Origin of the sequence: Curtobacterium sp. MCLR17_055, from assembly GCF_003234305.1 — a bacterium.
GTDB lineage: Bacteria > Actinomycetota > Actinomycetes > Actinomycetales > Microbacteriaceae > Curtobacterium > Curtobacterium flaccumfaciens.
The window spans coordinates 17,320-43,258 of record NZ_QKSX01000010.1; the positions used below are offsets into that span (position 1 = coordinate 17,320).

General features: G+C 69.8%; 19 protein-coding genes. 8 read left to right on the top strand and 11 right to left on the bottom strand.

The annotated features are described in order from the left end of the window. Positions 1 to 3: 3 nt before the first annotated feature. Entirely contained in the window at positions 4 to 2,721 is a 2,718-nt protein-coding gene (locus tag DEJ09_RS10160) for a glycoside hydrolase family 2 protein (protein WP_111088448.1), read from the bottom strand. Positions 2,722 to 2,959: 238 nt separating this feature from the next. On the opposite strand from DEJ09_RS10160, the gene DEJ09_RS10165 reads away from it, so the two are divergent. Further along, positions 2,960 to 3,379: a pilus assembly protein CpaE gene (locus DEJ09_RS10165; RefSeq protein WP_111088450.1), complete on the top strand. Its 420-nt coding sequence runs from the start codon at positions 2,960 to 2,962 to the stop codon at positions 3,377 to 3,379. 73 nt (positions 3,380 to 3,452) lie between these two features. Then, positions 3,453 to 4,283, top strand: a complete 831-nt coding sequence (locus tag DEJ09_RS10170) for an aldo/keto reductase (RefSeq protein ID WP_111088452.1) — start codon at positions 3,453 to 3,455, stop codon at positions 4,281 to 4,283. A 72-nt stretch (positions 4,284 to 4,355) separates the two neighbouring features. On the opposite strand, the gene DEJ09_RS10175 is transcribed toward DEJ09_RS10170, so the two are convergent. Continuing rightward, positions 4,356 to 5,501, bottom strand: a complete 1,146-nt coding sequence (locus tag DEJ09_RS10175; RefSeq protein ID WP_258372428.1) for a class I SAM-dependent methyltransferase — start codon at positions 5,499 to 5,501, stop codon at positions 4,356 to 4,358. Positions 5,502 to 5,623: 122 nt separating this feature from the next. Between DEJ09_RS10175 and DEJ09_RS10180 the strand changes: the two genes are divergently transcribed. Continuing rightward, positions 5,624 to 7,411 carry an Ig-like domain-containing protein gene (locus DEJ09_RS10180; protein ID WP_146245702.1) on the top strand — a complete coding sequence of 596 codons (1,788 nt, stop codon included), beginning with the start codon at positions 5,624 to 5,626 and terminating at the stop codon, positions 7,409 to 7,411. A gap of 70 nt (positions 7,412 to 7,481) precedes the next feature. On the opposite strand, the gene DEJ09_RS10185 is transcribed toward DEJ09_RS10180, so the two are convergent. The 4 genes from DEJ09_RS10185 to dnaK form a co-directional block, all read right to left on the bottom strand. After that, positions 7,482 to 7,892, bottom strand: coding sequence for a heat shock protein transcriptional repressor HspR (locus DEJ09_RS10185; protein ID WP_027464889.1), 411 nt, complete (start codon positions 7,890 to 7,892; stop codon positions 7,482 to 7,484). Positions 7,893 to 8,018: 126 nt separating this feature from the next. Then, the gene (locus DEJ09_RS10190; protein WP_111088456.1) at positions 8,019 to 9,023 is read right to left on the bottom strand and encodes a DnaJ C-terminal domain-containing protein; all 1,005 of its coding nucleotides are present in this window, start codon (positions 9,021 to 9,023) and stop codon (positions 8,019 to 8,021) included. Between the two features lie 41 nt (positions 9,024 to 9,064). Then, complete coding sequence (locus DEJ09_RS10195) at positions 9,065 to 9,724, bottom strand: nucleotide exchange factor GrpE (RefSeq protein ID WP_082046895.1); 660 nt, start codon at positions 9,722 to 9,724, stop codon at positions 9,065 to 9,067. Positions 9,725 to 9,726: 2 nt separating this feature from the next. After that, positions 9,727 to 11,592: a molecular chaperone DnaK gene (gene dnaK / locus DEJ09_RS10200; protein WP_071404963.1), complete on the bottom strand. Its 1,866-nt coding sequence runs from the start codon at positions 11,590 to 11,592 to the stop codon at positions 9,727 to 9,729. Between the two features lie 263 nt (positions 11,593 to 11,855). On the opposite strand from dnaK, the gene DEJ09_RS10205 reads away from it, so the two are divergent. Then, positions 11,856 to 15,716: an Ig-like domain-containing protein gene (locus DEJ09_RS10205; protein ID WP_181433328.1), complete on the top strand. Its 3,861-nt coding sequence runs from the start codon at positions 11,856 to 11,858 to the stop codon at positions 15,714 to 15,716. Positions 15,717 to 15,867: 151 nt separating this feature from the next. Here the strand turns inward: DEJ09_RS10205 and DEJ09_RS10210 are convergent, their stop codons facing one another. Continuing rightward, positions 15,868 to 16,329 (bottom strand): DUF3060 domain-containing protein, encoded by a 462-nt coding sequence (locus tag DEJ09_RS10210; protein ID WP_111039423.1) that lies wholly within the window; start codon positions 16,327 to 16,329, stop codon positions 15,868 to 15,870. A 97-nt stretch (positions 16,330 to 16,426) separates the two neighbouring features. On the opposite strand from DEJ09_RS10210, the gene DEJ09_RS10215 reads away from it, so the two are divergent. After that, the gene (locus DEJ09_RS10215) at positions 16,427 to 17,572 is read left to right on the top strand and encodes a glycosyltransferase (protein ID WP_111088460.1); all 1,146 of its coding nucleotides are present in this window, start codon (positions 16,427 to 16,429) and stop codon (positions 17,570 to 17,572) included. 83 nt (positions 17,573 to 17,655) lie between these two features. On the opposite strand, the gene DEJ09_RS10220 is transcribed toward DEJ09_RS10215, so the two are convergent. From DEJ09_RS10220 to DEJ09_RS18130, 3 genes are read right to left on the bottom strand one after another with little or no spacing between them, the layout of a single operon-like run. Continuing rightward, complete coding sequence (locus DEJ09_RS10220) at positions 17,656 to 18,780, bottom strand: glycosyltransferase (protein WP_258373864.1); 1,125 nt, start codon at positions 18,778 to 18,780, stop codon at positions 17,656 to 17,658. Beyond that, the gene (locus DEJ09_RS18125) at positions 18,758 to 19,351 is read right to left on the bottom strand and encodes a low molecular weight phosphatase family protein (protein WP_181433329.1); all 594 of its coding nucleotides are present in this window, start codon (positions 19,349 to 19,351) and stop codon (positions 18,758 to 18,760) included. The genes DEJ09_RS10220 and DEJ09_RS18125 overlap by 23 nt, the downstream gene beginning before the upstream one ends. Next, the gene (locus tag DEJ09_RS18130) at positions 19,348 to 20,685 is read right to left on the bottom strand and encodes a hypothetical protein (protein ID WP_181433330.1); all 1,338 of its coding nucleotides are present in this window, start codon (positions 20,683 to 20,685) and stop codon (positions 19,348 to 19,350) included. The genes DEJ09_RS18125 and DEJ09_RS18130 overlap by 4 nt, the downstream gene beginning before the upstream one ends. A gap of 83 nt (positions 20,686 to 20,768) precedes the next feature. Here DEJ09_RS18130 and DEJ09_RS10230 point away from each other — a divergent pair, with 83 nt between their 5' ends. From DEJ09_RS10230 to DEJ09_RS10240, 3 genes are read left to right on the top strand one after another with little or no spacing between them, the layout of a single operon-like run. Continuing rightward, positions 20,769 to 22,178, top strand: coding sequence for a polysaccharide biosynthesis tyrosine autokinase (locus DEJ09_RS10230; protein WP_111039420.1), 1,410 nt, complete (start codon positions 20,769 to 20,771; stop codon positions 22,176 to 22,178). After that, positions 22,178 to 23,254 carry a polysaccharide pyruvyl transferase family protein gene (locus DEJ09_RS10235; RefSeq protein WP_111088466.1) on the top strand — a complete coding sequence of 359 codons (1,077 nt, stop codon included), beginning with the start codon at positions 22,178 to 22,180 and terminating at the stop codon, positions 23,252 to 23,254. Before DEJ09_RS10230 ends, DEJ09_RS10235 begins: the two co-directional genes overlap by 1 nt. Then, positions 23,251 to 24,168, top strand: coding sequence for a glycosyltransferase family 2 protein (locus DEJ09_RS10240; protein WP_181433331.1), 918 nt, complete (start codon positions 23,251 to 23,253; stop codon positions 24,166 to 24,168). The genes DEJ09_RS10235 and DEJ09_RS10240 overlap by 4 nt, the downstream gene beginning before the upstream one ends. Before the next feature lie 48 nt (positions 24,169 to 24,216). Here DEJ09_RS10240 and DEJ09_RS10245 read toward each other — a convergent pair whose 3' ends face one another. Next, positions 24,217 to 25,869: a glycosyl hydrolase gene (locus DEJ09_RS10245; protein ID WP_181433332.1), complete on the bottom strand. Its 1,653-nt coding sequence runs from the start codon at positions 25,867 to 25,869 to the stop codon at positions 24,217 to 24,219. Positions 25,870 to 25,939 lie beyond the last annotated feature (70 nt).

The following is a 25,939-nucleotide window of genomic DNA, read 5'->3' on the forward strand; positions in this document are numbered from 1 at the left end:
ATATCAACGGACGAGCGCGCGGTCCAGGCTCCACAGCACGGGCGCCTCGCGGAGCGCCGGGATGTCAGCCTCGGTCACACCGCCGAGCCGGAACACCACCCGCTCGCCGGGCAGCAGCGTCATGAACCCGCGGTCGACCGTGCCGTCGGCCGCGACCCGGTCCGGCTGCACCAGCAGGTCGCGGACGAGCGAGTCGGCCTCGACGGTCAGGTCCAGGCCACCGTCGACCACCGCGAACGAGGTCCGGTAGCGCGCGGGCTCCCACCGCATCGCGGCGTCGGGACCAGGGGTCCAGACCGCGCGGCGCCAGTCCATGTCCGCGATGATGAGCTCGTTGGCCGGGTCGTCGACGACACCGACCGACTCGGGCAGGGCGACGACCGCGACGCCGGCCGACGACAGCCGGACCGGCAGCGACGCCTCGGCCAGGATCGTGCCGGCCGTGGTGATCCGGCGCACCCGCACCACACTGTCGTGCCCGGTGCGGGTCGACCGGACGGCCACCTCGACGGGCGAGGACCCGAACGCACCGGGTGAGACGCCCAGCGAAAGCGTGTCCGCGAGCTCGCCCAAATCGGCCGTCTCGCCGACCGCAGGCGACGCACCCGGGTGATCCGGGCCTCCAGTCCGCTCCGCACCCGACGGTCCCGACGCACCCGACGCGGCGAACGCGACCGACGCACCAGCGGTACCGGCCGCACCCGGCGTCACCGCCACCGACGACACCGGACGGATCGTCAGCAGCACGTCGTCGTACAGGCGGCGCAGCTCGTGCGCCAGCGGCTTCAGGCGCCCCGCAGAGTCGATCGCCGACCACGACGACACCGGCCACAGGTCGTTCAACTGCCACACCACCACGCCGGTGTTGCGCGGCCAGTGCGTGCGCCAGTGCTCGATGCCGGTCGCGATCGCCCGCGCCTGCTGCAGCTGCGTCAGGTAGTGCCACGCGTCGAACGCGGCCGGGTCGACCGCGCCGAAGCGCGGCTCCAGCCCGCGGGCCAGCTTGGCCATCCCGTCCGCCGCCTTCTGGTGGTGGACCACACCGGGCGAGTCGACCCGCAGCGGCGCGTCCGTGACCGCCTCGCGCAGCGTGCGCCAGGCGGGCGGCGCCTGCCAACCGAACTCCGACACGAAGCGCGGCACCGACTCGCGGTAGGCGGTGTCGGGCAGCCGGTTCCAGACGTCCCACGAGTGGTGCGTCTCGTGGTCGACCTCGTTCGCGGGCAGCGACTCGGAGCCGGACCACGGCGACGCGACCGTGTAGAAGCGCGACGGGTCGACCGCGTCGACGATCGTCGGCAGCAGGTCGAGGTAGTAGTCGAGTCCCCAGCCCCGATCGCCCAGCTCCGCACCCCAGCCGTCGGCGTCGTGCAGCCAGATGTTCTCGTTGTTGCCGTTCCAGACCACCAGCGAGGGGTGGCGGGCGAGCCGGGCGACGTTGTCGCGCGCCTCGGCGATGACCTCGCTGCGGATCGGCTCGACCTCCGGGTAGGCCGAGCACGCGAACGGGAAGTCCTGCCAGACGAGCAGACCGAGTTCGTCGCAGACCTCGTAGAAGTCGCGCGATTCGTACACTCCGCCGCCCCAGACGCGCACGAGGTTCGTGCCGAGCGAGGCCGCGGCACCCAGCCGAGACTCGAGTCGGGCACGGTCGACGCGCGAGACGATGACGTCGTCGGGGATCCAGTTGACGCCCCGGACGTCGATGAGCGTGCCGTTGACGTGCACGGCGAAGGGGCGGCCGATGCCGTCGACCTGGGTCTCGATGCGGGTGGACCGGAACCCGGTCCGGAACGTGTCGCGGTCGAGCACCTCGCCGTCGACGGTCTGCAGCTCGACCACGACGTCGTACTGCGGCTGCGCACCGTAGCCGCGCGGCCACCAACGCCGCGCCTCGGGGACGCGCACGGTGACGACGGTCTCGTCGTCCTTCGGCGTCAGTTGCGCGCGGGACCGCTGGCGCGTGGTGCCGCCGTCCTCGGTCTCGCCGCTGACGGTGACGACGAGCACGAGGTCGTCGTCCTCGCCGTCCTGGTCCAGGTCGTTCATGCCGGAGCGCTCGACGGTGATGTGCGCGTCGAGCACGCCCTCGCCGGCCTCGACGTCGACGAGCGGGCGGACCTCGCGCAGGCGCGCGGTCGACCAGCGCTCGATCGCGACCGGCCGCCAGGGGCCGCTCGTGACCGCCGTCAGACCCCAGTCCCAGCCGAAGTTCGACGCCATCTTGCGGACGTACGGGAACGGCTCGTCGTACGGACCGGGCATGCTGCCGGCCTTCGCGGCGACCCGGCCGGCCTCGCGGTAGGGCGACTCGAACAGGATCTCGAGGTCCTTCGTGGTGCCGCCGGACCCCGTCTGCACGCGGGCGTCGAACCGGTACCGGCGGTGCATGTTGCGGGTCGTGCCCACGACGACGCCGTCCAGGCTGAGCTCCGCGACCGTGTCCAGGCCGTCGCAGACCAGGTCGACGCGCTCGTGGCCCCGCGGGTCGACGTCGACCGTGCGGCGGTAGGCCCAGTCGGCGCGGCCGACCCACTTCGCGGCCTGCTCGTTCAGGTGGAACGTCGGGTCCGGCAGCAGGCCCTCCCGCTCCAGGTCGGTGTGGACCTGACCCGGCACCGTCGCCGGGATGGTGCGGCCCGCGACGCCGTCCGGCGCACCGGTTCCTCCGGCCATCGTCACGGTCCAGTCGTCGCGGAGTTCCTCGCGTTCGAGGGTCATGCGGGTCCTTCTCTTCGGCGGCAGGGTGTCCGTCAGCCTCGGTCGGGGACGCCGACCGGCGGTCCGACCCGCGGCCGGTTCCCACGGCCTGGAGGCTCGGCACCGGTTGCCCGGGCGTCGTCACGTCGCGCGCACGAACGGGTTGCGCTCGCGCGAGGGGTGCTCGGCGATGCTAGTACGGGATGCTTTCGGCAACCTAGGTGGTGACAGGGGCGGGTCGCGCGGGCAAGGTGGGAACGTGATCACCGTCGAACTCGCCAGGTCCCTCCGTGACGCCGGCCTCCGCTGGCACCCCGAGACCGGGGACCGGTTCGTGATCGACAAGCCCGGCATCGACGACGACGTCTACACGGTGTCCGAGATGACCGTCGAGCGGCACGACTCCCCCACCGGCACAATCCTCGGCTTCAACGGCACCACCGAGTGGGCGCTCGACTCGGTCACCGCCACCGAGTCGCTCTGGCTCCCCCGTGAGGACCAGCTGCGCGAGCTGCTCGGGCCGTCGTTCATCGGACTGACCCGCGTGCAGGTCGGCGGTCGCGTGGTCTTCACCGTGACGGCGACGATCAGCGGGGCCGACCGCAGCTTCGCGTCCGAGGTGCCGGCGATCGCGTACGGCCAGGCCCTCCAGGCGTACATCGCGGCTGCGCTCGCCTGAACGGCACGCCCGGGGTCGCCGTTCCTGGGTGTTGGCGGAATGGGCGCTGAGGGGCGTTTGGTTGCATGACAGCATGACCGTTCCGAACATCACCCTGAACGACGGCAAGACCATCCCGCAGCTCGGCTTCGGTGTCTTCCAGATCGACCCCTCCGAGACGAAGGCCGCCACACTGGCCGCGCTCGAGGTCGGCTACCGCCACATCGACACCGCCGAGATGTACGGCAACGAGAAGGAGGTCGGCGAGGCGATCGCCGAGTCCGGCATCGACCGTTCCGAGATCTTCGTCACCTCCAAGCTCAACAACGGATTCCACGCCCCCGAGGCGGCGCTGGAGAACGGCAAGGAGTCGGCCGACCTGCTCGGCGGCTACACCGACCTGTTCCTCATCCACTGGCCGCTGCCCACCGTCTCGGACTTCGTCCCGACGTGGAAGGCCCTCGAGGAGCTGTACCACGCCGGCACCGCCCGCTCGATCGGTGTCTCGAACTTCCAGGCGCACCACCTGCACCGTCTGCGCGCCGAGACCGACGTCCCGCCGTCGGTCAACCAGATCGAGGTGCACCCGTACCTCGCGCAGGACGAGCTCCGCGCCGTGAACCGCGAGCTCGGCATCGCGACCGAGGCCTGGTCCCCGATCGCGCAGGGCCTCGTCCTCGACGACGAGACCATCACCCGCGTCGCCGCGTCGGTCGGCAAGTCCCCGGCCCAGGTCGTCCTCCGCTGGCACATCCAGCGCGGCGACATCGTGTTCCCGAAGTCGGTCACGCGTGCCCGCGTCGAGGAGAACTTCGCGATCTTCGACTTCGAGCTCTCGGACGAGGACATGACGGACATCACCGCCCTCGACAAGGGTCACCGCACGGGCCCCGACCCCGACACGTTCGACTACGTGCCGGCCTGATCGGTCCCCCACCGCACCACGTCGCGAGAGCCGTCCGGGTCAGCCCGGGCGGCTCTCGCCGTCCGTGGCCGGTCAGCGGTTGGTCGCGACCGAGGCCGTCACCGTGAACTTCGGGGTCCGGACGACCTCACGGGTCGGACCGACCAGGCGCGAGAGCACCGGCCGGTAGCGCAGGTGTGTGTTCCAGACGCACCACAGTTCACCGCCGGCCTGGAGGATCGTGGCCGCGTTCCGGAACATCGCCTCGGCCGTGTCCGTGGTCACCGTGGTGTCCGCGTGGAACGGCGGGTTGCAGAGCACGAGCTGTGCGGACCCCTCCGCGAGCTCGTCGCCCGCGTCGGTGCGCAGCGCCGTCACCCGGTCGGCCACACCGTTGGCCTCCGCCGTGGCGCGCGTCGACTCGACCGCGATCCGGGACACGTCGGTGGCGATCACCCGCACCGACGGTCGCCGACGAGCAACCGCAGCCGCGATCACGCCGTTGCCGCTCCCCAGGTCCACGATCGTGCGCGCGGTCGGGACCGCCTGGTCCATCGCGTCGAGCAGCACCCGCGTGCCCTGGTCGAGCGACGTCCCGGCGAACACACCGCCGTGGGCGACCAGGGTCATGCCGAGGTCATCGACGTGCACCGACCGGGGCCAGGGGTTCGTCGTGGCGGCGCGGTTCGCCTGTGCGCGGAGCGGGTCCTGCGCGATGAGCAGTCGCGACTTGCCACGACCTCGTGATGCCGTGACCTCGCCGAACGAGCGCCGGAGCACGTCGTTCTGCGTCACGTGCATGTACTTCACGTTGCCACCGCAGAGCAGCACCACGTCCGGCGCCGCGAACCTCGCGACCGCGCGGGCGATCTCGTCGAGCCGATCGTGCGACTTCGACAGCCGCAGCACCACGAGCCGCACGTCGCGGAACGCGTCCTCGAGCGAGTCGGGGTGGTGGAAGCCGCGCAGCCCGAACGTGCCGGCGTTGGCCTCGAGCGCTCGCTCCCCCACCAGGGAGTCCTGCACGACGCGGATGTCGCTCGCCCCGTACTGCGTGATGAGGCCGAGCGTCAGCACCCCGTACCGGTCGTCGACGACCGCGACCTCGCCGGGCTGCCGGAGTGCGTCGCCGTGCACGTGCGGTGCTTCGTCGAGCAGGAAGCGGTCGGTGCCGTCGATCGCGATGAGGTCGGGCGCGTCGTCGTCGCGTCGGCGGAAGAGGTCGGCGAAGTCTGGCACCGCGTCAGCGTACCCGGCGGCGGCCCACACCGGAGCGAGTGGTGATCGCACTCGCGATATCAACAGGCTGCGTATTTCACATGTCAATACACTGGGAATCCCCCCACCAGAAGGAGCCCCCAATGGCATCCACCTCGTTCCGGAGCGCCGCAGTGGTCTGCGGCGTCCTCACCGCCTCACTCGGCTTCGGCCTGCTGACGCCGGCCGTCGCCAGCGCTGCCCCCACCTCTACCCCCGCCTCTGCCTCCGCCGCAGGCACCTCGACCGACGCGGTCTACGACCTCGACTCCATCACGGTGGACCCGGCACTGGGTGCCCCCCGCTTCCTGCAGGACTGGAGCACACCGCACGGTTCGCGGATCGTCGCGGGTGACGCCGGGAGTGACGCCGTCTGGCTGCTCGCGGGTGACGAAGTCCTCGACCACTCCCGCGCCGGCGGCGTGTTCTTCCTGAACGTGCAGGACCGCCACAAGGACCTCGGGCTCGAGGCCATCCGCGTCCACACCGCCGCGGACGGCACGCAGACCCGCACCGAGCGCATCGCGATGCCCCGCATGGTCAAGGTGGACGGGCTGAAGGAGCAGAACTTGTTCACGCCGGGCAGCACCCACTTCGCGGGCAGCGCGACCGCCGGTGCCACCATCGTCGCGAAGGACACCGTGTCCGGTGACACCCTGTTCACGACGGACGTCAGCAACACCCGGAACGGCACTGGCACGTGGAGCGCCGACGCCGACCTCGCCGCCGCCGACCACGTGATCACCCTCACGCAGACGACGACCGACGGCCGGACCAACGAACTGCGCGGCGTCCGGTTCGCACCGATCGTGGGCGAAGCCCCTGCCGCCCCCACCCTCGAGACCACGGAACGGCGCCTGAACGGCTCGTTCGTGCTGACCGGCAAGCACGCGGACTCCGTCGACTCGGTCGTCGTCCAGGACGCGTCGGGACGGCCGATCGCGAACGCGACCCTCACCGAAACGGGCTGGGTTGCGCAGCTCCCGCAGGACCGCATCGGCTCCACGGTCTACGTCGTCGGACGCACTGCCGACGGCACCTCGTCGCCCCGTGTGCCCGTCGCACTCGAGCAGCTGCCGATCGACCCGACTGCCGCAGCACCGTCCCTCCGGTCCGTGTTCGTCCACCCGAACGGGCGCGTCCAGGTGGTCGGGGAGCACGACGACGCTCCTGGGCTCTGGATCCTCGACGGCGACCGGGTCGTCGGGCACGCCACCAGCGCCGATGCAGTGTGGAGCTACACGATCGCCGCTGCCGCAACCGGCAAGCAGCTCGACATGGTCAACCTGGTCTTCGACGGCCGCGACTTCAGCGGGACGTCCGAGCGGGTGGCGCTCCCCCGCCTCCTGCAGGTCGACGGCGTCACGGACGAGAACACCTACACGCCCGGTGCACGCGCGTTCGAGGGGACGGCCGAGGCCGGTGCGACGATCACCGCCACCGATCAGCGCGGCCGTGAACTCTTCAAGACGCCGGTCACCGGTGCGCGCTCCGGCGTGGGGACGTGGAAGGCCTCGGCCGCCCTGACCAGCACGGCCGGGTACGAGCTCACCTTCACGCAGACCACCACCGACGGCCGCACGTCGGTGATGCGCAACATCGCCTTCACCACCGAGAACGACTCCGTTGCACCGATCGTGGTCGAGACCCCCGCGATGAACGGCACCGCCACCGGCCCCCGCCCCACCTTCACCGGCACCGGCCAGGCCGGGTCCACGATCGAGATCCGCGGCACCTCCCGCGTCGTCGCGACCGCCGAGGTCAACACCGACGGCAAGTGGACCGCCCCGTCGAACATCGACCTCGGTCGTGGCAGCTACGCCCTCACCGCGAAGCAGACCACCACCGGCAACGCCACCAGCGAGCTCCCCGTCCGCTTCACCGTCAAGTAAGCCACACAGCCCACACAGAACGCCCCCGGTGACCACTCGGTCACCGGGGGCGTTCGCCTGTCGGTCCGCGTCAGCGCGGCCCGCGGTACAGCACGATCTGCGTGTTCCGCTGCGGCCGCGACCCCGCCTTGAGGGAGATCGCCGCACCACTCGCGGTGGCGGCGAAGACCCGTGCACCGGGCCGGTTGATGAGCTGGTCGGCCAGTGCCGACTCGAGTTCGCGCACCCGGTCGCGCAGCGCCTTGTTCTCGTTCTCCAGGTCGAGCACCCGCCGGATCCCCTCCAGCGACACCCCCTCGGAGCCGAGACGCGCGATCTCGCGCAGCTGCACCACGTCGCGCATCGAGTACCGCCGCGACCCACCCCGGGTGCGGCCCGGCACGACCAGGCCGAGCCGGTCGTACTGCCGCAGCGTCTGCGGGTGCATCTCGGCGAGCTCCGCAGCGACCGCGATCGCGAAGACGGGCGAGTTCTCGTCCATGTCGGTCATGGCGCGTTCCTTTCCGTCGTCCGCGTGGGGTGGAAACCAGCCTGGAGGCTCGGTGCGGCTTCATGACGGAGCCGCGCCGGGCCTCCAGACCGGTCTCCTGCTGTGGTTGCGTGCGGGCTAGTCGCGCGCCTTGGCGAGGAGGTCCTCGCGGGGGTTCTCGTCGGGCAGCGCAGCCGCGAGTGCCTCGACGGCCTCGCGCTGCTTGTCCGAAAGGTGCGACGGCACCGCGACCTGGACGGTCGCGAGCAGGTCGCCCGTGCCGTTCTTCGTCGTGACGCCGCGACCCTTGACGCGCAGGACGCGACCCGACGGCGTGCCGGGGGCGACCTTGAGCTTCACGGGCGAACCGCCGAGCGTCGGGACCTCGATCGTCGCGCCGAGCGCTGCCTCGGTGAACGTCACGGGGACGTCCACGCGCAGGTTGAGCCCGTCGCGCTCGAACACCGGGTGCTTCCGCACCGACACGGCGACCACGAGGTCACCTGCCTCACCACCGTCGGGCGAGGGCTCGCCGCGGCCACGCAGACGGATCTTCTGACCGTCGGCGACACCCGCGGGGATGCGGACGTTCACCGGTCGACCGTTGCCCTGCGACAGCTTGACGGTGTCACCGGCGATGGCCGTCGTGAAGTCGAGGGTCGTCGACGCCGTGACGTCGCGGCCCTTCGTCGGCCCACCGAAGCCGCGGTAGCCGCCGGAGGTCTGGCCGAAGCCACCACCCCCGCCGAACATCCCGCCGAGGATGTCCTCGAAACCGCCGGCACCGCCGGGGCCGCCCTGGCCGAAGCGGACGCGCTGTCCGCCACCGCCCTGCTGTCCGAACATCCCGCCGAAGACGTCCTCGAACCCGCGCTGGCCCCCGCCGCCCGCCGTGAAGCGAGCGCCGGAGCCCATGGCGCGGACCTGGTCGTACTCCTGGCGCTGCTCCTTGTCGGAGAGCACCGAGTACGCCTCACTGATCTCCTTGAAGCGGTTCTCGGCGGCGGCGTCACCCGGGTTGGAGTCCGGGTGGAACTGCCGCGCGAGCTTCCGGTACGTCTTCTTCAGCTCGGCGTCGGAGGCGTCCTTGGACACGCCGAGGACCTTGTAGAAGTCCTTGTCGAACCAATCCTGACTGGCCATGGATCACCTGCCTTCTTCTGTCGTCACCGTGGGGACCCGGCTCAGGCCGGGACCGCCACCGCGACCTTGGCCGCGCGGAGGACCCGCTCACCGAGCTTGTAGCCCGGCTCGACGACGTCCGCGACGGTCTGTCCGGTGGCACCCGGGGTGGGGAGCTGGACGATCGCCTCGTGGATGTTCGGGTCGAACGCCTCGCCCTTCTCGCCGATCTGCACGAGCTTGAACTTCTCGAAGCCCCCACGGATCTTCTGGCCGATGACCTGCATCGGTCCCTCGGCGAGGTCACCGTGGGCCTCGGCCCTGGTGAGGTCGTCGAGCGCCGGCAGCAGGGCCCGCACCACTTCGGCGATGGCGACCTCGCGGTTCGCCTCACGGTCACGCTCGACGCGCTTCCGGAAGTTCACCAGCTCGGCCTGCGCACGAAGCATGTCCGCACGCATCTCGGCGACGAGGTCGCGGTCCTCGGTGCTCAGCTTGTCCTCGGCGATGCCGCGGGCGGCGTCGGCGAGCAGCGCTTCGTCCTCCGGGGAGAGGTCGTTCGCTGCATCGGCCGCCGGGCCCCCGGCGGCGGGGCCGTCCGTCGGTACTTCGACGTCGGGCCCCTCCGCCTCGATGAGGTCCTCGGGCTCGGCAGCGTTCGTGGCGTCGCCCTCGACCTGGGGCTCGTCCTCGTGGGGCGCGTTGTCCTTGGGATCCGTCATCGTTACTTCTTGTCCTTGTCGTCCTCGTCGTCCACGACCTCGGCGTCGACGATGTCCTCGTCGTCGGCCGGCTGCTCACCCGCGGGCTGCTCGCCACCGGCGGTGCCGGCTGCTGCGTCCTGCTGGCTGTAGATGGCCTGGCCGAGCTTGCCCTGCGACTCGTTGAGCTTGTCGAAGGCGGACTTCACGGCGTCGTCGTCCTCGCCCGCGAGCGCGGACTTGAGCGCGTCGACGTCGGCCTGCACCTCGGACTTGACGTCCGCGGGGAGCTTCTCGTCGTTCTCCTTGATGAGCTTCTCGATCGAGTAGACGAGCTGCTCGGCCTGGTTGCGACGCTCGTTGGCCTCGCGACGGGCCTTGTCCTCGGCTGCGTGCTCCTCGGCCTCGCGGACCATGCGCTCGATGTCCTCCTTCGGCAGCGACGAACCGCCGGAGATGACCATCGACTGCTCCTTGCCGGTGCCCTTGTCCTTGGCGGACACGTGCACGATGCCGTTGGCGTCGATGTCGAAGGTGACCTCGACCTGCGGGACGCCACGGGGAGCCGGTGCGATGCCGGTGAGCTCGAAGGTGCCGAGCGGCTTGTTGTCACGGGTGAACTCGCGCTCACCCTGGAAGACCTGGATGGCGACCGACGGCTGGTTGTCGTCAGCGGTCGTGAAGGTCTCGCTCCGCTTGGTCGGGATCGCGGTGTTGCGGTCGATGAGCTTCGTCATCAGGCCGCCCTTGGTCTCGATGCCGAGCGACAGCGGCGTGACGTCGATGAGCAGGACGTCCTTGCGCTCGCCCTTCAGCACACCGGCCTGCAGTGCGGCGCCGACGGCGACGACCTCGTCCGGATTGACGCCCTGGTTCGGGGACTTGCCACCGGTCAGCGACTTGACGACCTCGGCCACGGCGGGCATGCGGGTCGAGCCACCGACGAGCACCACGTGGGCGATGTCGTTGACCGAGACACCGGCTTCCTTGATGACGTCGTTGAACGGCTTCTTGGTGCGGTCGAGCAGGTCGGAGGTCATCTGCTCGAACTGTGCGCGCGAGATGGTCTCGTCCAGGTTCAGCGGGCCCTCGGCGGTGAGCGTCAGGTACGGGAGCTGGATGTTCGCCGACATCTGCGACGACAGTTCCTTCTTGGCCTGCTCAGCCGCTTCCTTCAGGCGCTGCTTGGCGATCTTGTCCGTGGACAGGTCGACGCCGTGCTCGTCCTTGAACTTCTTGACCAGGTAGTCGACGATGCGCTGGTCCCAGTCGTCGCCACCGAGGCGGTTGTCACCGGAGGTCGCGCGGACCTGGATCGTCGAGAAGTCGTCGTCCTTGCCCACCTCGAGCAGGGAGACGTCGAACGTGCCGCCACCGAGGTCGAAGACCAGGATGAGCTCGTCTTCCTTGCCCTTGTCGAGGCCGTAGGCCAGTGCGGCCGCGGTCGGCTCGTTGATGATGCGGAGGACGTTGAGGCCGGCGATCTCACCGGCGTCCTTCGTGGCCTGGCGCTCGGCGTCGTTGAAGTACGCCGGCACGGTGATGACCGCGTCGGTGACGTCTTCGCCGAGGTACTGCTCGGCGTCGCGCTTGAGCTTGCCGAGGGTGCGGGCCGAGATCTCCTGCGGCGTGTACTTCTTGCCGTCGATCTCGGTGGTCCAGTCCGTGCCGACGTGACGCTTGACCGACGCGATGGTGCGGTCGACGTTCGTCACGGCCTGGCGCTTGGCGGTCTCGCCGACCAGGACCTCGCCGTCCTTCGTGAACGCCACGATCGACGGCGTGGTGCGCATGCCCTCGGCGTTGGCGATGACGGTGGGTTCGCCACCTTCGAGAACTGCGACGACGGAGTTGGTGGTTCCGAGGTCGATGCCTACTGCACGTCCCATGTGTTGCTCCTCTTGCTTGGGGGTAAGTCGTTGGACTTGCGTCCGATGGGCTCAACTCTACTCCTGAGTCGGCTGGAGTCAACTTCAGAGAGAGCAAACCTGCGCCAGTCCCACTCAACTCTCAGCTCATCGTTCGCCTGCTAGCACGTTCGTATGTTGGTATTTCACGTGATATTCTGAATACACATGCGCCGTTGGAGTCTCTCGACGGGCGTGCCCCTTCCCGCACAGCCGCTGTCTGCGGCCTGTCCTGAAAGATGCACATGTCTCACAAGAAGAGGGCATCGACTGCCCTCAAGTCCATGGGTGCGGCCGGGCTGGCCGCAGCCACCATCGTGTCCGGCCTGTCCTTCGGTGCCCCCCCAGCCGCCGCAGCCCCCAGTGCCAGAGCGGCCACGATTCAGAGCTCCGGCGCCCTTACTGGCAAGCTCTACTCGACCAAAACTGGCTATGACGGCGTGACCTACTACTACAGCGTGCAAGCAAATGCCCGGGCAGGCGCGCCTGTCCGGATGAGTTGGTACACCAGCAAGGCCGCGGCTGTCAGTTCCTCAAGCGGCTGGGTCGTTCCGAAACCGGGTTCAACCGGCGCTATGGTCCTCGCGGGCACCAACTTCTGCGCCGACCGAACCGGAAGCGCGTACGGCTATGCTGCCGTGCGCATCGAAACGTGCAACGACAGCGTCGGCCAGATGTGGTCATGGGCTGCAAAATCTGGCGGACAGCTCCTGAAGGACAGCCAAGGCAACTTTGCGATGTCGTTCGGCACTGGCAACCCCAACGATGTCATTCTCAGGGAACAAAACGCCAACACGGATCCCTTCCAGCTCGGCGAGATGTCCGAATACGGATCACCTCTGATTGCGAGCGTGACGGGCGTCAACAACATTGCAAAGACAGCGGTAGTCGGAGGAACGGCCACTCCCGGGGCGAAGGTGTCCTTTGGCGGACAAATGGCTTCGGCCGACCGCGTGACCGGTAGATGGTCCATGACGGTCGCGGGTCTCAAGGTCGGGGTCAATACGCTGAAATTCGTTCAGAAAATCAATGGTGTCGAGTATGACTCGAAGAGCCTCGACATTTCGGTTGTAGAAGGCGGGACGTTCGTCGGGATTGATCAGGGCCCGGTCAACCTCGAGCGCGGCAAGACTGCACCGGTTCCTTTTGTCGTGGAGAACCGGGAGGCGCGGAGCAGCACGAAGGGTACGGTCACTCTCAATGCGCCGGACGGCGCGACCTTCTCAGAGCAGGACACGATCCAGGGTTCATGGCGCCGCGTCGGAAACACGGCATGGAACGCCTCCACCTCGATCCCACTGACGAATGGCACGCTGTCCAACGACAACACGACCATCACCTTCGACCTCGACTGGGCACCCGAACGCCCTGCGGATCAGCAGTACCGTTTCATGGTCGACGTCACCACCGACACGGACGCTCCCGAAGGTGCCAGCGCGATGGACTTCGTCATGCCGGGCACCAGCAACACCGGGGACTTCCGCGCCGAAGGTTCGACCACCACCACCGTCGGCACCTCGATCGCCGACCTGATCGCGAACATCGGTTCGATTGACCACGCGGGCAAGACCGCGGTCATCTCGGGTACCGCAACCCCGGGCGCAAAGATCACGATCGGCGACAAGAGCGTCGAAGCCGACGCCGAGACCGGTGCGTGGAGCATCACGGTCGACGATCTCGACCGCGGGACGAACCCGCTGCACATCGTGCAGGAGATCGACGGCGAGGAGCACGACTCGAAGGATCTCGACGTCGTCATCAACGACGCCGCGATCTCGGGCCAGGACGGCACCGCTGTCACGCTCGAGCGTGGCGAGGTCACCTCGGTGGAGTCCCTGTTCAAGACCAACGGCTCGATCAGCCGCCCGCAGGGCAAGGTCGAGTTTACCGCGCCCGAGGGCACCACGTTCGCCGAGGACCAGGGCACGATCGAAGGTTCGTTCAAGAAGCCGGGTGAGGACGCCTGGACGAACGCCGCCATGACCCTGACCAACGGGGTCCGCTCCGAGGACGGCACGAAGTACACCTACGACTTCGCGACCACCACCTCGACCTGGAACCTCCCCGATGCGTCGCTGATGCGCTGGAACATCAACGTGAACACGCCCGAGGACGCCGACGCCGGCACCTTCCCGATGCGCACCGTCCTGAGCGGCACCGCCGTCGAGGGCGCGTTCAACACCACGAGCACCACGCAGGCCACGATCGAAGCCCCCGAGGTACCCGCACCGGACGCGCTCGTCGTCACCACCCCGGCCGACGACTCCACGGTCGACTCCAAGCGCCCGGTGTTCTCGGGTACCGGCGACGAGGGCGCCACGATCGAGATCCGCGACGCCGACGACAACCTCATCGCGACCACCGTCGTCGAGGACGGCGCCTGGAGCGTCCCCGCAGCCGCGGACCTCGCAGACGGCTCCTACGAGTTCGACGTGATCCAGACCCCGCTCACCGGGGCACCGAGCACCGAGAAGGTCTCCTTCACCGTCGCGACGAACCCGCTCACGACCGAGCTCACCGCGGTCGGCGCGTTCGATGACGACGTCACCAAGCCCGCCACGATCTCCGGCGACGCCACCACCGGCGCGACCGTGATCGTCAAGGACAGCCTCGGCAACGAGGTCGGCCGCACCGAGGCCGTCGACGGCAAGTACTCCATCCCGGTCCCGCCGTCGTTCGCCCACACCGGCGTCAACGACTTCGCCGTCACCCAGACGAAGAACGACACGACCTCGCCCGCGAAGGACGTCTCGCTCGACTACGGCACGCCGGCACCGATCCGCATCACCAGCCCGGAGAACGGCTCGACGGTCCAGAAGAACGGCCTGACCTTCACCGGCACGGGTGACAACGGCGCTCGTATCGATGTCCGCGGTTCCGTCCGAGCCATCGCGACCGGTACCGTCACCGACGGCACCTGGAACGCACCGGTGACGATCGACCTGTCGAACAACGTCTACAACCTGCGCGCCGTGCAGACCACCAAGGGTGGCCTCACGACGCAGGCACCGATCACGATCACAATCACCGACGAGGCTCCGGTTGCTCCGCTGACCGCGACCGCCGCGTTCAACACCACGGACGAGAACCTGCCCGCGACGATGACCGGCTCCGCCAACCCCGGCGCGACCGTCACCGTGAAGGACAGCAAGGGCGACACCATCGGCACCGCCGTCGCCACCAACGGCCGCTACACGATCACGATCCCCGCGAACAAGGCCCACTTCGGCGTCAACGACTTCACCGTCACCCAGACCGTCCGAGGCCAGGTCTCCGCACCACTGGACCGTTCCCTCGACTACGGCAACCCCGCAGCCCCGGTCATCCAGACCCCGGCCAACGGCGACACCGTCACCAACGGCTCGATCCGCTTCACCGGCACCGGAGCCACCGGCGCCAAGCTCGACATGCGCGGCAACACCTCCTCCATCGGTGACACCAAGATCACCGACGGCGCCTGGACCGTGGACGTCACCCGCCAGCTCAACCCGGCGCTCTACGACCTCCACGCACTCCAGACCAGCAAGGGCGGCCTCACCCAGCGCGTCAACATCACCGTCACCGTCCGCAACGAGCAGATCACGGCACTGACGGCCAACGGGACCTTCAACGCCGATGTCGAGCAGAACGCCACGGTCTCGGGCAACGCCCAGACCGGCGCAGACGTCATCGTCCGCGAAGGCACGACGCTCATCGAGAGCGTCAAGGCCGTCGGCGGGAAGTACTCCGTCACGATCCCGGCCACGGTCGCCGGCGTCCGCACCTTCACCGTCACCCAGACGGTCAACGGCACGGTCTCCGCACCCAAGACCGCGACGCTCGACTACGGCACCCCGGCCGCGCTCGTCATCGAGACCCCGTCCAACGGCGGCACCGTCCGCGGCGACCAGATCGTCTTCACCGGCACCGGAGCACCCGGCGCCAAGGTCGTCCTCAACGGCACCTCGAGCCGGCTCGGCTCCGCGACTGTGAACACGTCGGGCGCCTGGACGATCTCCGTGGATCGCACCCTCACCCCGCAGGCGTACACGCTGTTCACCAAGCAGATCACCAAGGGCAACCTCAACGGCCCTGCTGACCAGCGCACCATCAACGTCATCCGGTAACACCACCAGCACCATGCGACGGGCGCCCCTCCACCAGGAGGGGCGCCCGTTCCCGTGCGTCAACCGCGATGTTCGAGGAGAGCAGCGGGACAGAACGACGAATGCCGCCGGCCTCGGGCCGGCGGCATTCGTCGTTCTGCGTGCGTGACGATCAGCGCGTGCGGAACACGTTGTCCTCGCCGTCGTCGCTGATCTTCGGCTCGTTGTCGCTCGTCAGGCGGTTGCCGTCGGTGGTCACCCGCACCGAGCCGACCTGCTTCGCGGCGATGTCGTTGATGGAACCGGAGACGACGAGTTCCTCGACGTTCCCGAGGTGGACGACCGCGTTGCCCGCGGTGATCTCCACCGACGCGCAGTCCCCGACGGTGACGTCCTTGTTGGCCTGGTCGACGACGGCCTTGCCGTCCTTGCACCCGGCCTGGACCTTCTCGATGTCGGCAGGCGGGTTCGAGAAGACCTGCTTGTCGGCCTTGGCCGTCGCGCTTGCACTCGGCTTCGGGCTCGACTTGTCGTCGCCGGTGCCGGAGCACGCGGTCACTGCAGCGAGGATGCCGACGACGGTGAGTCCGGTGACGAGCAAGCGGCGGACGGGGGGATGAGAGCTCAGGGCCATGGTGTGTTCCGATCTGGAGCGGGAGATGTCGGGCGCGTCAGTGGACCCGAGGACATTTGTATGTCACGTTCTATACAATACTTGATATGCTGAATGCATGACAACTGATCGGTTGCCTCTGGTGGCCTTCCTCAGCCACTCCGCAGCCCTCTCCGGGGCAGAACTGCTGGTCGCCCGCGTGACCGCCTCGTGCACGAGGATCGAACCGATCGTGATCCTCGGTGAACACGGCCCGCTCGAACGACTCCTCGCTGGCTCCGGGGTGCGCTGTCAGGTCGTGCACCTCGATGCGACCGTCCGGAATCACACCGCCGCGGCGGGAGCCGGGCTCCTCGCGAAGACGGTCAGCACACTCCGCGCCACCCACGAGCTCACCCGCATCCTGCGCGCCCTCGGCGTCGACGTGCTCACGACCCACTCGGCGAAGGCGCACATCTGGGGTGGACTCGCCGGACGGCGGGCCGGGATCCCCGTGGTCGCCCACGCACACGACATCGTCGGTGCCGATGGGTCGTCGCGAGCGAACGCAGCGCTGCTCCGGCTCGCGTTCGCGGTCCTCCCCCACACGGTGATCGCGAACTCCCGGACCACGGCCGGGTCGCTCGGTCGCCTGCCCCGGCCCGTCGCCGTCGTCGCCTGCCCCGTGTCCGTCCCGGCGGAAGCAGCGCCGCACACCGCTTCGGCGTTCACGATCGGCATGGTCGGACGCCTCACGCCGTGGAAGGGGCAGGACGTCGTCCTCCGCGCCTTCGCGGCCGCCCGCGCAGCCGGTCTCGACCCCGACGCGCGACTCCGCCTGGTGGGCGCACCGCTGTTCGGCGCTGACGATGCGTTCGCCCGGGCGCTGCACACACTCGCGTCCGACCTCGGCGTCCGCGACTCCGTCGACTTCCGTGGGCACCAGCACGACGTCGCCGCCGAGATGGCCGCATGTGACGTCGTCGTCCACGCCAGCACACGCCCAGAGCCGTTCGGACAGGTCGTCATCGAGGCGATGGCGCTGGGCCGGGCCGTGATCGCCAGCGACGCGGGTGGCCCCGCCGAGATCATCACCGACGACCGGGACGGTCTCCTCGTCTCGCCCGGTGACGTCGCAGCGCTCGCGTCCGCCATGGTGCGACTGGCAGACGACCAGGAGGCCCGGGGCCGGCTCGCCGACAACGGCCGTCGAACCGCCAGACGGTTCGATCTCCCCCGCGTCGTCGCGCAGCTCGAGGCGATCCTGGTGGCGACCGCCCGCTGACGCCGGACGGCGGCACTGCACGTGCGCGTCGCCTGTCGCGGGCCGCCCCGGCGACGGGTGGCGGGCCTCCTGGCCGGCGCGCGTCAGGAACGGACGGCGCTCGGGATCCCGGTCCACGCACCGATCTCGCGCCGGAAGCGCGTGGTGGAGAACGTGTCGGCCCGCTCTCGGCAGTCCGCACCGTCGAGTGCCGCCGCCGCTTCGACGGCCGACCGCAGCGTCGACGGGGCGAAGTCGTGCAGGACGACGCCGCTCCGGTCGGGCTCCACCGAGTCGCACGCGCCGCCGAGAGCGTTCACGACGACCGGCGTGCCGAGCGCCATGGCCTCGACCGGCATGATGCCGAAGTCCTCCACCGGCGGGAACACGTAGACGGCCGCACGCTGCAGTAGCGCCGCCAGAAGCGCGTCGGACGGCCGGACGACGATGCGGACGTCGACGTCCGAGTCCGCGGCGAGCGCCCGGAGCCGTTCGAGGTCGGGTCCGTCTCCGGCGAGCACCACCGGTCGCGCAGATGCCCGGCCGGCCTCGATCACCACGTCGAGTCGCTTGTACGGCACGAACCGGGAGGCCCCGAGCAGGAATCCCGCGGGCAACGACTCGAGCAGGGCACGCTCGCAGTCGTCGAGCTCCCGTGCCCAGTCGTCGACAGCGGTGAGCCGTTCGACCCCGACGGGTGGGTGGATCACGACCGCGTCGACGTCCCAGCTCGCGCGGATGCGCTGCTGCACGAAGCGACTGTTGGCAGCGACGTGCCGGAGCGCCCCACCCCGACGGCGGTCCACTGCGCGGAGCGCGGGGCCCGCGAGCCGTGCGGCGATGGACGTGCCGCGGGCATCGAGCTCCGGGTTCCAGAGGTACCGCGCGGGCGTGTGCACGTAGGTGAACTGGCGCTCGGGATCGACCCCGGGCACACGGGCCTGGTGTGCGAACAGGTGCGAACTGACGAGCGCCCAGTCGTACGGCCCGAGGTCGCGCAGCCCGTGCGACCAGAGCGCGGGGAGGAACGGGACAGCCAGGGCCTTGCGCCCCCGCAGCGGCGTCGGCGCGAGGGCGCTCTCGATCACCCTCCGGCCGGGGTACCGGCCCGGGGCGTCGTTCCAGAGGCCGAAGAGGTCGGCGTCCGGGTACTCGTCCGCCATGGCGTCGAGGACACGTTCGGCGCCGCCGACCGCTTCGATCCACTCATGCACGAGCAGTCCGCGCATCGCGAGCTCCTTCCGTCGCTCGTGCGGCACAGGCGACGACGGCGTCGACCGCCTCGTCGGCCAGGGCGCACATCCGGGCGTGGTCGGCGTCGTCCCCGCGGACCGGGTCGGTGATGTCGTCCGTCTCTGGGTCGGTGGGGGCGGTGCCGAGTCGTGAACCTGCGACCAACCTGGGGAAGTCGTCCCAGAACCCCGCGCCGACGGCGTCCTGATCGAGGAGCGGACGGACGAGCCGCTCGAACTCGCGCAGCGTGAACGTCCGCCGCAACAGCGCGGGAGCGATGTCGAGCACCGCGGCACGGTGCTGGCGTTCCAGGGTGAGCACGAGCGCGGGGCCGTCGAGCACGCGTGCCGTCAGGGGCGTCCCTGCGAAGCCGGAGGGGTCGGCTCCGTGGCGCAGGACGGCGTCGGACGAGCGCGGGAACATCGCTGCCCCGGGTTCGGCGGCGGTCCCCGCGCTCGACACCTGGAACGCTCCTGGGGCGACAGCGTCCAGGCGGGCCTGGAGCACGCGTTCGACGTAGGGGGAACGACAGACGTTCCCTTCGCAGACGATGAGGATGGCGATCACGATCGAGTTCCTGTCAGTGCGGGGACGGTGGGCCGGAGGGTGGGAATCGTGGGCCGGAGGGCGGGGACGGCGGTCGGGACCCACGTCGGGGTCGCGCAGGCCGCGATCAGGACCCAGAGGACCGGGGTCGAGAAGTCGGGCGTCCCGACGACCTTGGCGACGAGCAACGCGACGAGTGCCGTGGCCGCCGCGACCGTGGCCGGACGCCGGATCGCGTTGGAGATAATGCCCAGGACGAGTGCCGCGAACGCCGCGGTGCCCGGGACGCCGACGGTGGACAGCAGGGACATGCCGAACGACGACGGCCGGCTGCTGCCGATGCCGGCGCCCATCCCGAGCGTGTCCGCGAGGACGCCCCAGCTGAACGTGTCCGCCCCGGTCCGGGAGTCGTACGACTTGCTGTCCACCTTGTCGACGACGAGTTCCCGGATCGGCGCGAGCAGGTGGTCACCGGCGACGAGGGCGACCACGGCCACGGTGAGCACGCCGATGACGAGCCACGGGGTGCCGACACCACCGCGGACGACGTACCGGACGGCCAGTACGACGATGCCCAAACCGATCACGACGGCGGATGCGACGACGGCAGTGCCCGACGACGCCTGCAGCAGGTTGGAACACGCGAGGGCAGCCGCCGTGGACCAGAGGAACCGGGTTCGGCCCGTCGAGCGCAGCGCCGCAACGACGAAGAAGGCGACCGCGGGCAAGGAGAACGCGGCGAGCTCGCTCGGTTCACTGAAGACCCCGCGCAACCGGTCCTCCGTCGTGGTCCAGGCGTAGGCGACGTTCGGCAGGGTGTCGAAGACGGGAGCCGTCACGTCCGCTCGGAACAGGAGGAGGAAGCCCCGGATGCTCGTCGTCACCGTCCCCACCACCAGCGCGACACCGACCGCGAGGACGGCGCCCCGAACGCGCACCAGGTAGAGCGCGCAGCAGGCGGCGAGGAGCAGGTAGGCGAGCTGTGCACCGTTGCTCACGGTGTAGGCGAGCACACCGGGGTCGGCCACCTGGTGATCGACACCACCGCGGGAGACGAGCACCCGGATGCCGCCGAACATCCACGGAGCCAGCGCGGTGATCACCGTCGTCCAACCGAGGAAGAGGGCGAACGCGTTCGCAGTCCAGTGCGACGTCCCCAGCCGACGCGTCCCGAGGAGTGCGCAGGCGCTGGCTGCTGCCGCGACGGTGAACAGCGGCACGCCGTTCCCCCCGACGACGACGCCCGCGGAGTACGGCAACCCGGCGGCCGCCCCGATGATCACCGGCAACCACTCACGACGCACCGTCAGTCCGACGCCGAGCGCGACGAGGAGCACGGCTCCGAGGACGGTCATCCGGGCTTCCTCCACTTGGTTGCGTAATATTTCATATCAACTACTATGAGTATCACACATCGAAACCCGAAGGAAAGGCTCGGATGACACTCGCGCAGTTCATCGACGTGCTCCGGCACCGCTGGATCTCCATCGCTGCGGTGCTGCTGCTCGCGACCGGACTCGCGGCGGCCTTCTCCGCGGTCCAGGCGCCGCAGTACCGTGCGACGAGCGAGGTGTTCGTGTCCGTGGCAGGCGGGGACTCGGTCACCGACCTCAGCCAGGCCAACACCTTCTCGGCCGCGCGCGTCAAGTCCTACGAGGCGCTCGCGGTCACACCCCAGGTGCTCGGACAAGCCGCGAAGCAGCTCGGTCTGCCGGGTGGTGGCGGCCTCTCGCGGGTGGTGACGGCGGAGTCGAAGCGCGACACCGTGCTCATCTCGATCAGCGCCACCGACGGATCTCCGTCGCAGGCCGCCGCCATCGCGAACGCCGTCACGGCTCAGCTGGTGAAGGTGGTCGAACAGGTCGAGAACGAGGGGGCCGCCACCACCGGCCTCGTGCACCTCAGCGTCTTCCAGCCCGCGACCGCTCCGAGCACACCGTTCTCGCCCCGCCTGGCCGTCAACATCGCGATCGGTGTGCTCGCCGGCCTCGCCCTCGGCATCGCCCAAGCCGTCCTCCGCGAGGTCCTCGACACCCGCCTCCGCTCGTTCGAGGCACTGCGCCGGCTGACCCAGGCGAGCGTGCTGGGTGAGTTCGCACTCGACGACTCGGTCGTGAAGGAACCACTCGTCTCGTTCGGCAACCGCTACAGCACGCGAGCCGAGGCGTTCCGCCAGCTCCGGACCCACCTGACCTACACGAACCTCGACGGGGACGCGCAGAGCATCGTCGTGACCAGCGCGACGCCGGGCGAGGGGAAGTCCTCCACCGCCGTGAACCTCGCACTCATGCTCGCCCAGAACGGGTCGCGCGTCGTCCTCGTCGATGCCGACCTCCGACGACCGACCACCGGCACCTACCTGGGCATCGAGAGCCGCGTCGGACTCTCCACCGTGCTCACCCGGCAGGTCGCCCTCGACGACGCCATCCAGCAGGTCGGCGCGGACACGCCCCTCCACGTCCTCGCAGCGGGGCGCGTTCCCCCGAACCCGAGTGAACTCCTGAGTTCGAGCCGCATGGTCGAACTGGTCCGCGAACTCGAGTCCCGCTTCGAGTACGTGATCGTCGACGCCCCTCCGATGCTCCCGGTCACCGACCCCGCTGTGCTGGGCACGATCTGCAGCGGTGTCCTGCTCGTGGTGAGCGTGGACGGGCGGACCAGACGCGCCGACTTCACCGCTGCAGAACGGACCGTGACCCAGGTCGGCGCCCGCCTGCTCGGCCTCGTCGTGAACCGCCTGCCGGTGCAGCGCCGCGCGAAGACCTACTACAACTACGAGCCGTCGGCGCCGGTCAGCGAGAGCCCTCGTCGATCGTCGCGAGCTCGCCGCACCCCGGAGGACCACTGATGAAGCCGCCCGCACGCCGTTCACTCGTCTACCTCGGGTGGCAGGGCAACGCCAACTTCGGCGACGACCTGCTGTACGAGACCTGGCGCGCTGCTCTCGACGACCCCCTCACGGTCCAGGCGCCGCTCAACGCACGCGACTACCTCCGATCGGCGCCACGATTCGGGCTCGACCGGCTCCGCACCCTCGGCGCGGAACGGGTCGTCCTGCTCGGCGGTGGGACGTCCGTCGGGTTCGCGTCGTGGGCAGAGCACGCACGGCTGGCGATCCGCAACTTCGGCGCGGACGGACTGATCGGTGTGGGCCTCGGTGCCGCGTCGGCATCGGACACGTACTCCTTGGCGCGGCAGGGGCAACGCTGGGAGGCCTGGCGCACGCTCGAGCGGCTGCACATCGCCGGCGTTCGCGGTCCCCTCACCCAGGACGAGGTCTCCGCTCACCTGATGCCCGTCGACATCAGCGGTGACCCGGCGCTGCTCTACCCGCTCGTCCAGCACGTGCCCCGCCCCGCTCGAGCTGCTCCGCGGATCGGCGTGAGCCTCGGGTCCGATCCCCACTCCCGCTTCGACGTCGACACCGTCGCCGCGGCCGTCGACGAACACGCACGCGACCTCGGTGCCACCGAGGTGGTCGCGTTCGCCCTGTCGGCAGCCGACCAGGACGCCGCACGCCGGCTCTCGGACCGCCTGACGACGTCGTCGGTCGTCCACGCCTACACGGACGTCGCGGCCACGATGGCCGCGATCGGCAGCTGCGACCTCGTGGTGTCGGAACGGCTGCACGGCGCGGTCGCCGCGGTGTCGCTCGGCATCGCGACGGTCCCGCTGTCCTACGCCTCGAAGTGCGACGACTTCTGGTCGAGCGTCACCGGCCATGCCGCCCCCGTCACGGTGGGCCACTCGGCGGACGACCTGGTCGACGCCATGCGCGCGGCGGAACAGGAGCGTTCGGACATCGCAGACCGGGTCCGCGAACTGCAGGACCGATTGCAGCGGATCAGGGGCGAGCTGCTCGGCTGGAAGTCGGGGACGCGCTCGACGACGAACCTGCTGACGATGAACACGGTGTCGGTGTGAACGCCGTCGCAGGGTCCGACCACCGGTTCCACCTGGTCATCTCGACGATCCGCTCGCCGGAACACATCGAGCGGTGCCTCGACTCGATCCGCCGAGCACGTGTGCCGGTCTTCGTGACCGTGGTCGAGCAGCGCCCGACGCCCGACGCGCTGCCGCTCCTCCGGGACCTGATCGAGGCCGGTCACGCAGAACACGTGCACGAGCCCGTCGTCCGTGGGGTCAGCCGCGGCCGGAACCGCGGGCTCGCCACGATCCGTGGGGACATCGTGGCGTTCCCCGACGACGACTGCTGGTTCGACGACGGTGTCCTCGAACTCCTGTCCGAGCGGATGGACGACCGGAACCTCGACGGGGCAGCGATCCCCTGCCGTGCGAGTGACGACAGCGGCACGATGCTCCGCTGGCGCCGACGGGCATGCCGGGTCACGAGCTGGCGGGTGCCCCGGACGATCGTCGCTGCAGGCATCTTCCTGCGACGCGACCTGCTCGAGAGGCACGGGCTCTTCGACGTCGCCCTCGGGACCGGTTCGGAGACGCCGTTCGGCTCCGGCGAGGAGAACGACCTCGTCATCCGTGCACTCCGTCGCGGTGCCCACATCGCCTACATGCCGGACGTGACCGTGCGGCACGGCGACTTCCGGCACGACGGTATGACGGACGAGACCCTGGCCAAGGTGCTGCGGTACAACCGGGGGTTCGGCCGAGTGCTCCGGAAGCACCGGCTCCGCGGCCAGGCGGCCTACTGGGTCACCCGGTCGATGGCGGCCGTCCTCGTGGCACGGCTCAAGCGGGACCACGATGCGACCCGGTTCCAACAGGCACAGCTCCGTGGCCGGTGGCAGGGGTGGCACGGCGCGGACGACCACGGCGTGCACCACGCGTTCGACCGGACCACGACGCCGCAGCACGGGTGACACGAGCGGCCCCGCAGCGCACCAGGTGCACCGCGGGGCCGCTCGGAGTCACCCGTCCCAGACGACGAACCGCGGGATCCACTTCGCGGACATGTCGAGCTTCCCGGCGGTGCCCCGCACGGTCTTCTCGGACCCGGTGGGTTCGACGATCCGCCCTGTTCCGCGAAGTGAGACGCGCACGGGCGTCGACAGGTGCTGCGCCTCCGACTGCCAGACGACACGGGCGTGGTGCTTGCCGTCCGGCGAGGTGAACCGCATGTGGCGGACCGGACCGATCCGGTGCTCTGCCACGTACCGCTTGCCGGCGAGGACCCGCTGCATGGTCGCCCAGGCCGCGGCGGAGGTCTTCGGCTCGTAGCCGCCGTCGGCGTTGCCGATCAGTCCGAACGTCCGTGCGGTGCCGTTCGCCAGGGCGGGCTCGGCCATCTCGAACAGGAACAGCCGCTCGACGCCGTACTGCGCGGCGATGGCGTAGGTGCGCAGGATGTACGCGGTCTGGTCTTCCGGTCGGACCCACCCCGGTCCGGCGAACTGCGTCGGCCACCCGACCTCGGTGATCCAGATCGGCAAGGCGCTGCCGTCAGGGCGCGGGTACCGGTCGGCCGTCGTCCGGAGCCACGCGAGCGCGTCCTCGATGCACGGGTTGGTCGGGACGCAGAGCTCGGGGCCCCACGGGTTGTTGTAGGGGTGGACGCTGACCGCGTCCACGTGGTCTGCGCCGCCGAGGCGGAACCACTCGCCGATCCAGGCGCGCTCGTCGTCGGACACCGAGTTCTGGGTCGGCCCGACGATCGTCGCCGCCGGGTCGGTCGCACGGATGACCTGTGCGGTGACCCGTGCGAGCTCGATGTAGGCGGCGGGCGTCGCGGGCAGCGAACCGTGGTTGTTCGTCCACTCGTTCCAGACCTCGTAGGACAGATCGGTGTCCGGGTGCCGGTCCCGCATGTGGGACACGGTCTCCTTGACGTAGCGCTTCCAGGCGGCGGCCTGGGCGGGTTTGGAGACGTCCGGTGGTGCCATCGGGTCGTTCGTGTACGCGACGTTGCCGTAATCGAGGACGAAGAGTGGGCTGACACCCATGTCACGCACGATCGGGTCGATGCGGGCGTCCGTCGCCGTGAAGTCGAACCGGCCGGCGACCTTTTCGACCGCGCTCCACTGCAGGTCCTGTCGGTAGCTGCCGGCACCGAGTGCGGCGAGTGACGGCAGCGCGCTCGCCACGGGGTTGACGCCGAGACCGAAGTACGGGTCGGAGCCGACCTGACCGGCGATGGTGCGCACGAACCGGGTCGACGCGGACGTCGACCCCGGCGTCTGCACGGTCAATCGGTACGTGCCGGACGGGAGAGCGCTCGTGGGGTGCACCTCGACCGACCGGGTGCCGGCCCGGCCGCTCCCCGAGTCGACGATCGTTCCCGTGGTGTCGTTGATCCGCCAGGTGACGTCTGCCGCTCGCTCGACACCGGCGACCGTGAACCCGGGCTGCTCGTCGGGCCCGAAGAGACCGCTCCCACCGATGGGTCGGAGCGTCGGCGTCGTCGTGGCCGTCGGCGTGGTGCCGCGTGCGGACTGGGGCTGGGCGTGCTCGGACAGGATCGCCGCGAGCACGACGCCCGTGACGGCAGCGGCGGTGAGGCCACGGCGGCGTGTGGACGGAGGACGGGGAGCGGGGCGGCCAACGGATGGCCCGACGTGTTCCATCCGGCCATCATGGGCAGCACGGGCAGGTGCTGGCGAGCAATCCAAATGCACGGCACCCGCTATGCGATCG

Coding starts and splice junctions, on each gene's coding strand:
- DEJ09_RS10205 (WP_181433328.1), top strand. CDS start 11,856: ATGTCTCACAAGAAGAGGGCATCGACTGCCCTCAAGTCCATGGGTGCG.
- DEJ09_RS18130 (WP_181433330.1), bottom strand. CDS start 20,685: ATGACCGTCCTCGGAGCCGTGCTCCTCGTCGCGCTCGGCGTCGGACTG.
- DEJ09_RS10245 (WP_181433332.1), bottom strand. CDS start 25,869: ATGGAACACGTCGGGCCATCCGTTGGCCGCCCCGCTCCCCGTCCTCCG.
- DEJ09_RS10160 (WP_111088448.1), bottom strand. CDS start 2,721: ATGACCCTCGAACGCGAGGAACTCCGCGACGACTGGACCGTGACGATG.
- DEJ09_RS10235 (WP_111088466.1), top strand. CDS start 22,178: ATGAAGCCGCCCGCACGCCGTTCACTCGTCTACCTCGGGTGGCAGGGC.
- DEJ09_RS10230 (WP_111039420.1), top strand. CDS start 20,769: ATGACACTCGCGCAGTTCATCGACGTGCTCCGGCACCGCTGGATCTCC.
- DEJ09_RS10195 (WP_082046895.1), bottom strand. CDS start 9,724: ATGACGGATCCCAAGGACAACGCGCCCCACGAGGACGAGCCCCAGGTC.
- DEJ09_RS10170 (WP_111088452.1), top strand. CDS start 3,453: ATGACCGTTCCGAACATCACCCTGAACGACGGCAAGACCATCCCGCAG.
- DEJ09_RS10220 (WP_258373864.1), bottom strand. CDS start 18,780: ATGCGCGGACTGCTCGTGCATGAGTGGATCGAAGCGGTCGGCGGCGCC.
- DEJ09_RS10185 (WP_027464889.1), bottom strand. CDS start 7,892: ATGGACGAGAACTCGCCCGTCTTCGCGATCGCGGTCGCTGCGGAGCTC.
- DEJ09_RS10215 (WP_111088460.1), top strand. CDS start 16,427: ATGACAACTGATCGGTTGCCTCTGGTGGCCTTCCTCAGCCACTCCGCA.
- DEJ09_RS10210 (WP_111039423.1), bottom strand. CDS start 16,329: ATGGCCCTGAGCTCTCATCCCCCCGTCCGCCGCTTGCTCGTCACCGGA.
- DEJ09_RS10190 (WP_111088456.1), bottom strand. CDS start 9,023: ATGGCCAGTCAGGATTGGTTCGACAAGGACTTCTACAAGGTCCTCGGC.
- DEJ09_RS10180 (WP_146245702.1), top strand. CDS start 5,624: ATGGCATCCACCTCGTTCCGGAGCGCCGCAGTGGTCTGCGGCGTCCTC.
- dnaK (WP_071404963.1), bottom strand. CDS start 11,592: ATGGGACGTGCAGTAGGCATCGACCTCGGAACCACCAACTCCGTCGTC.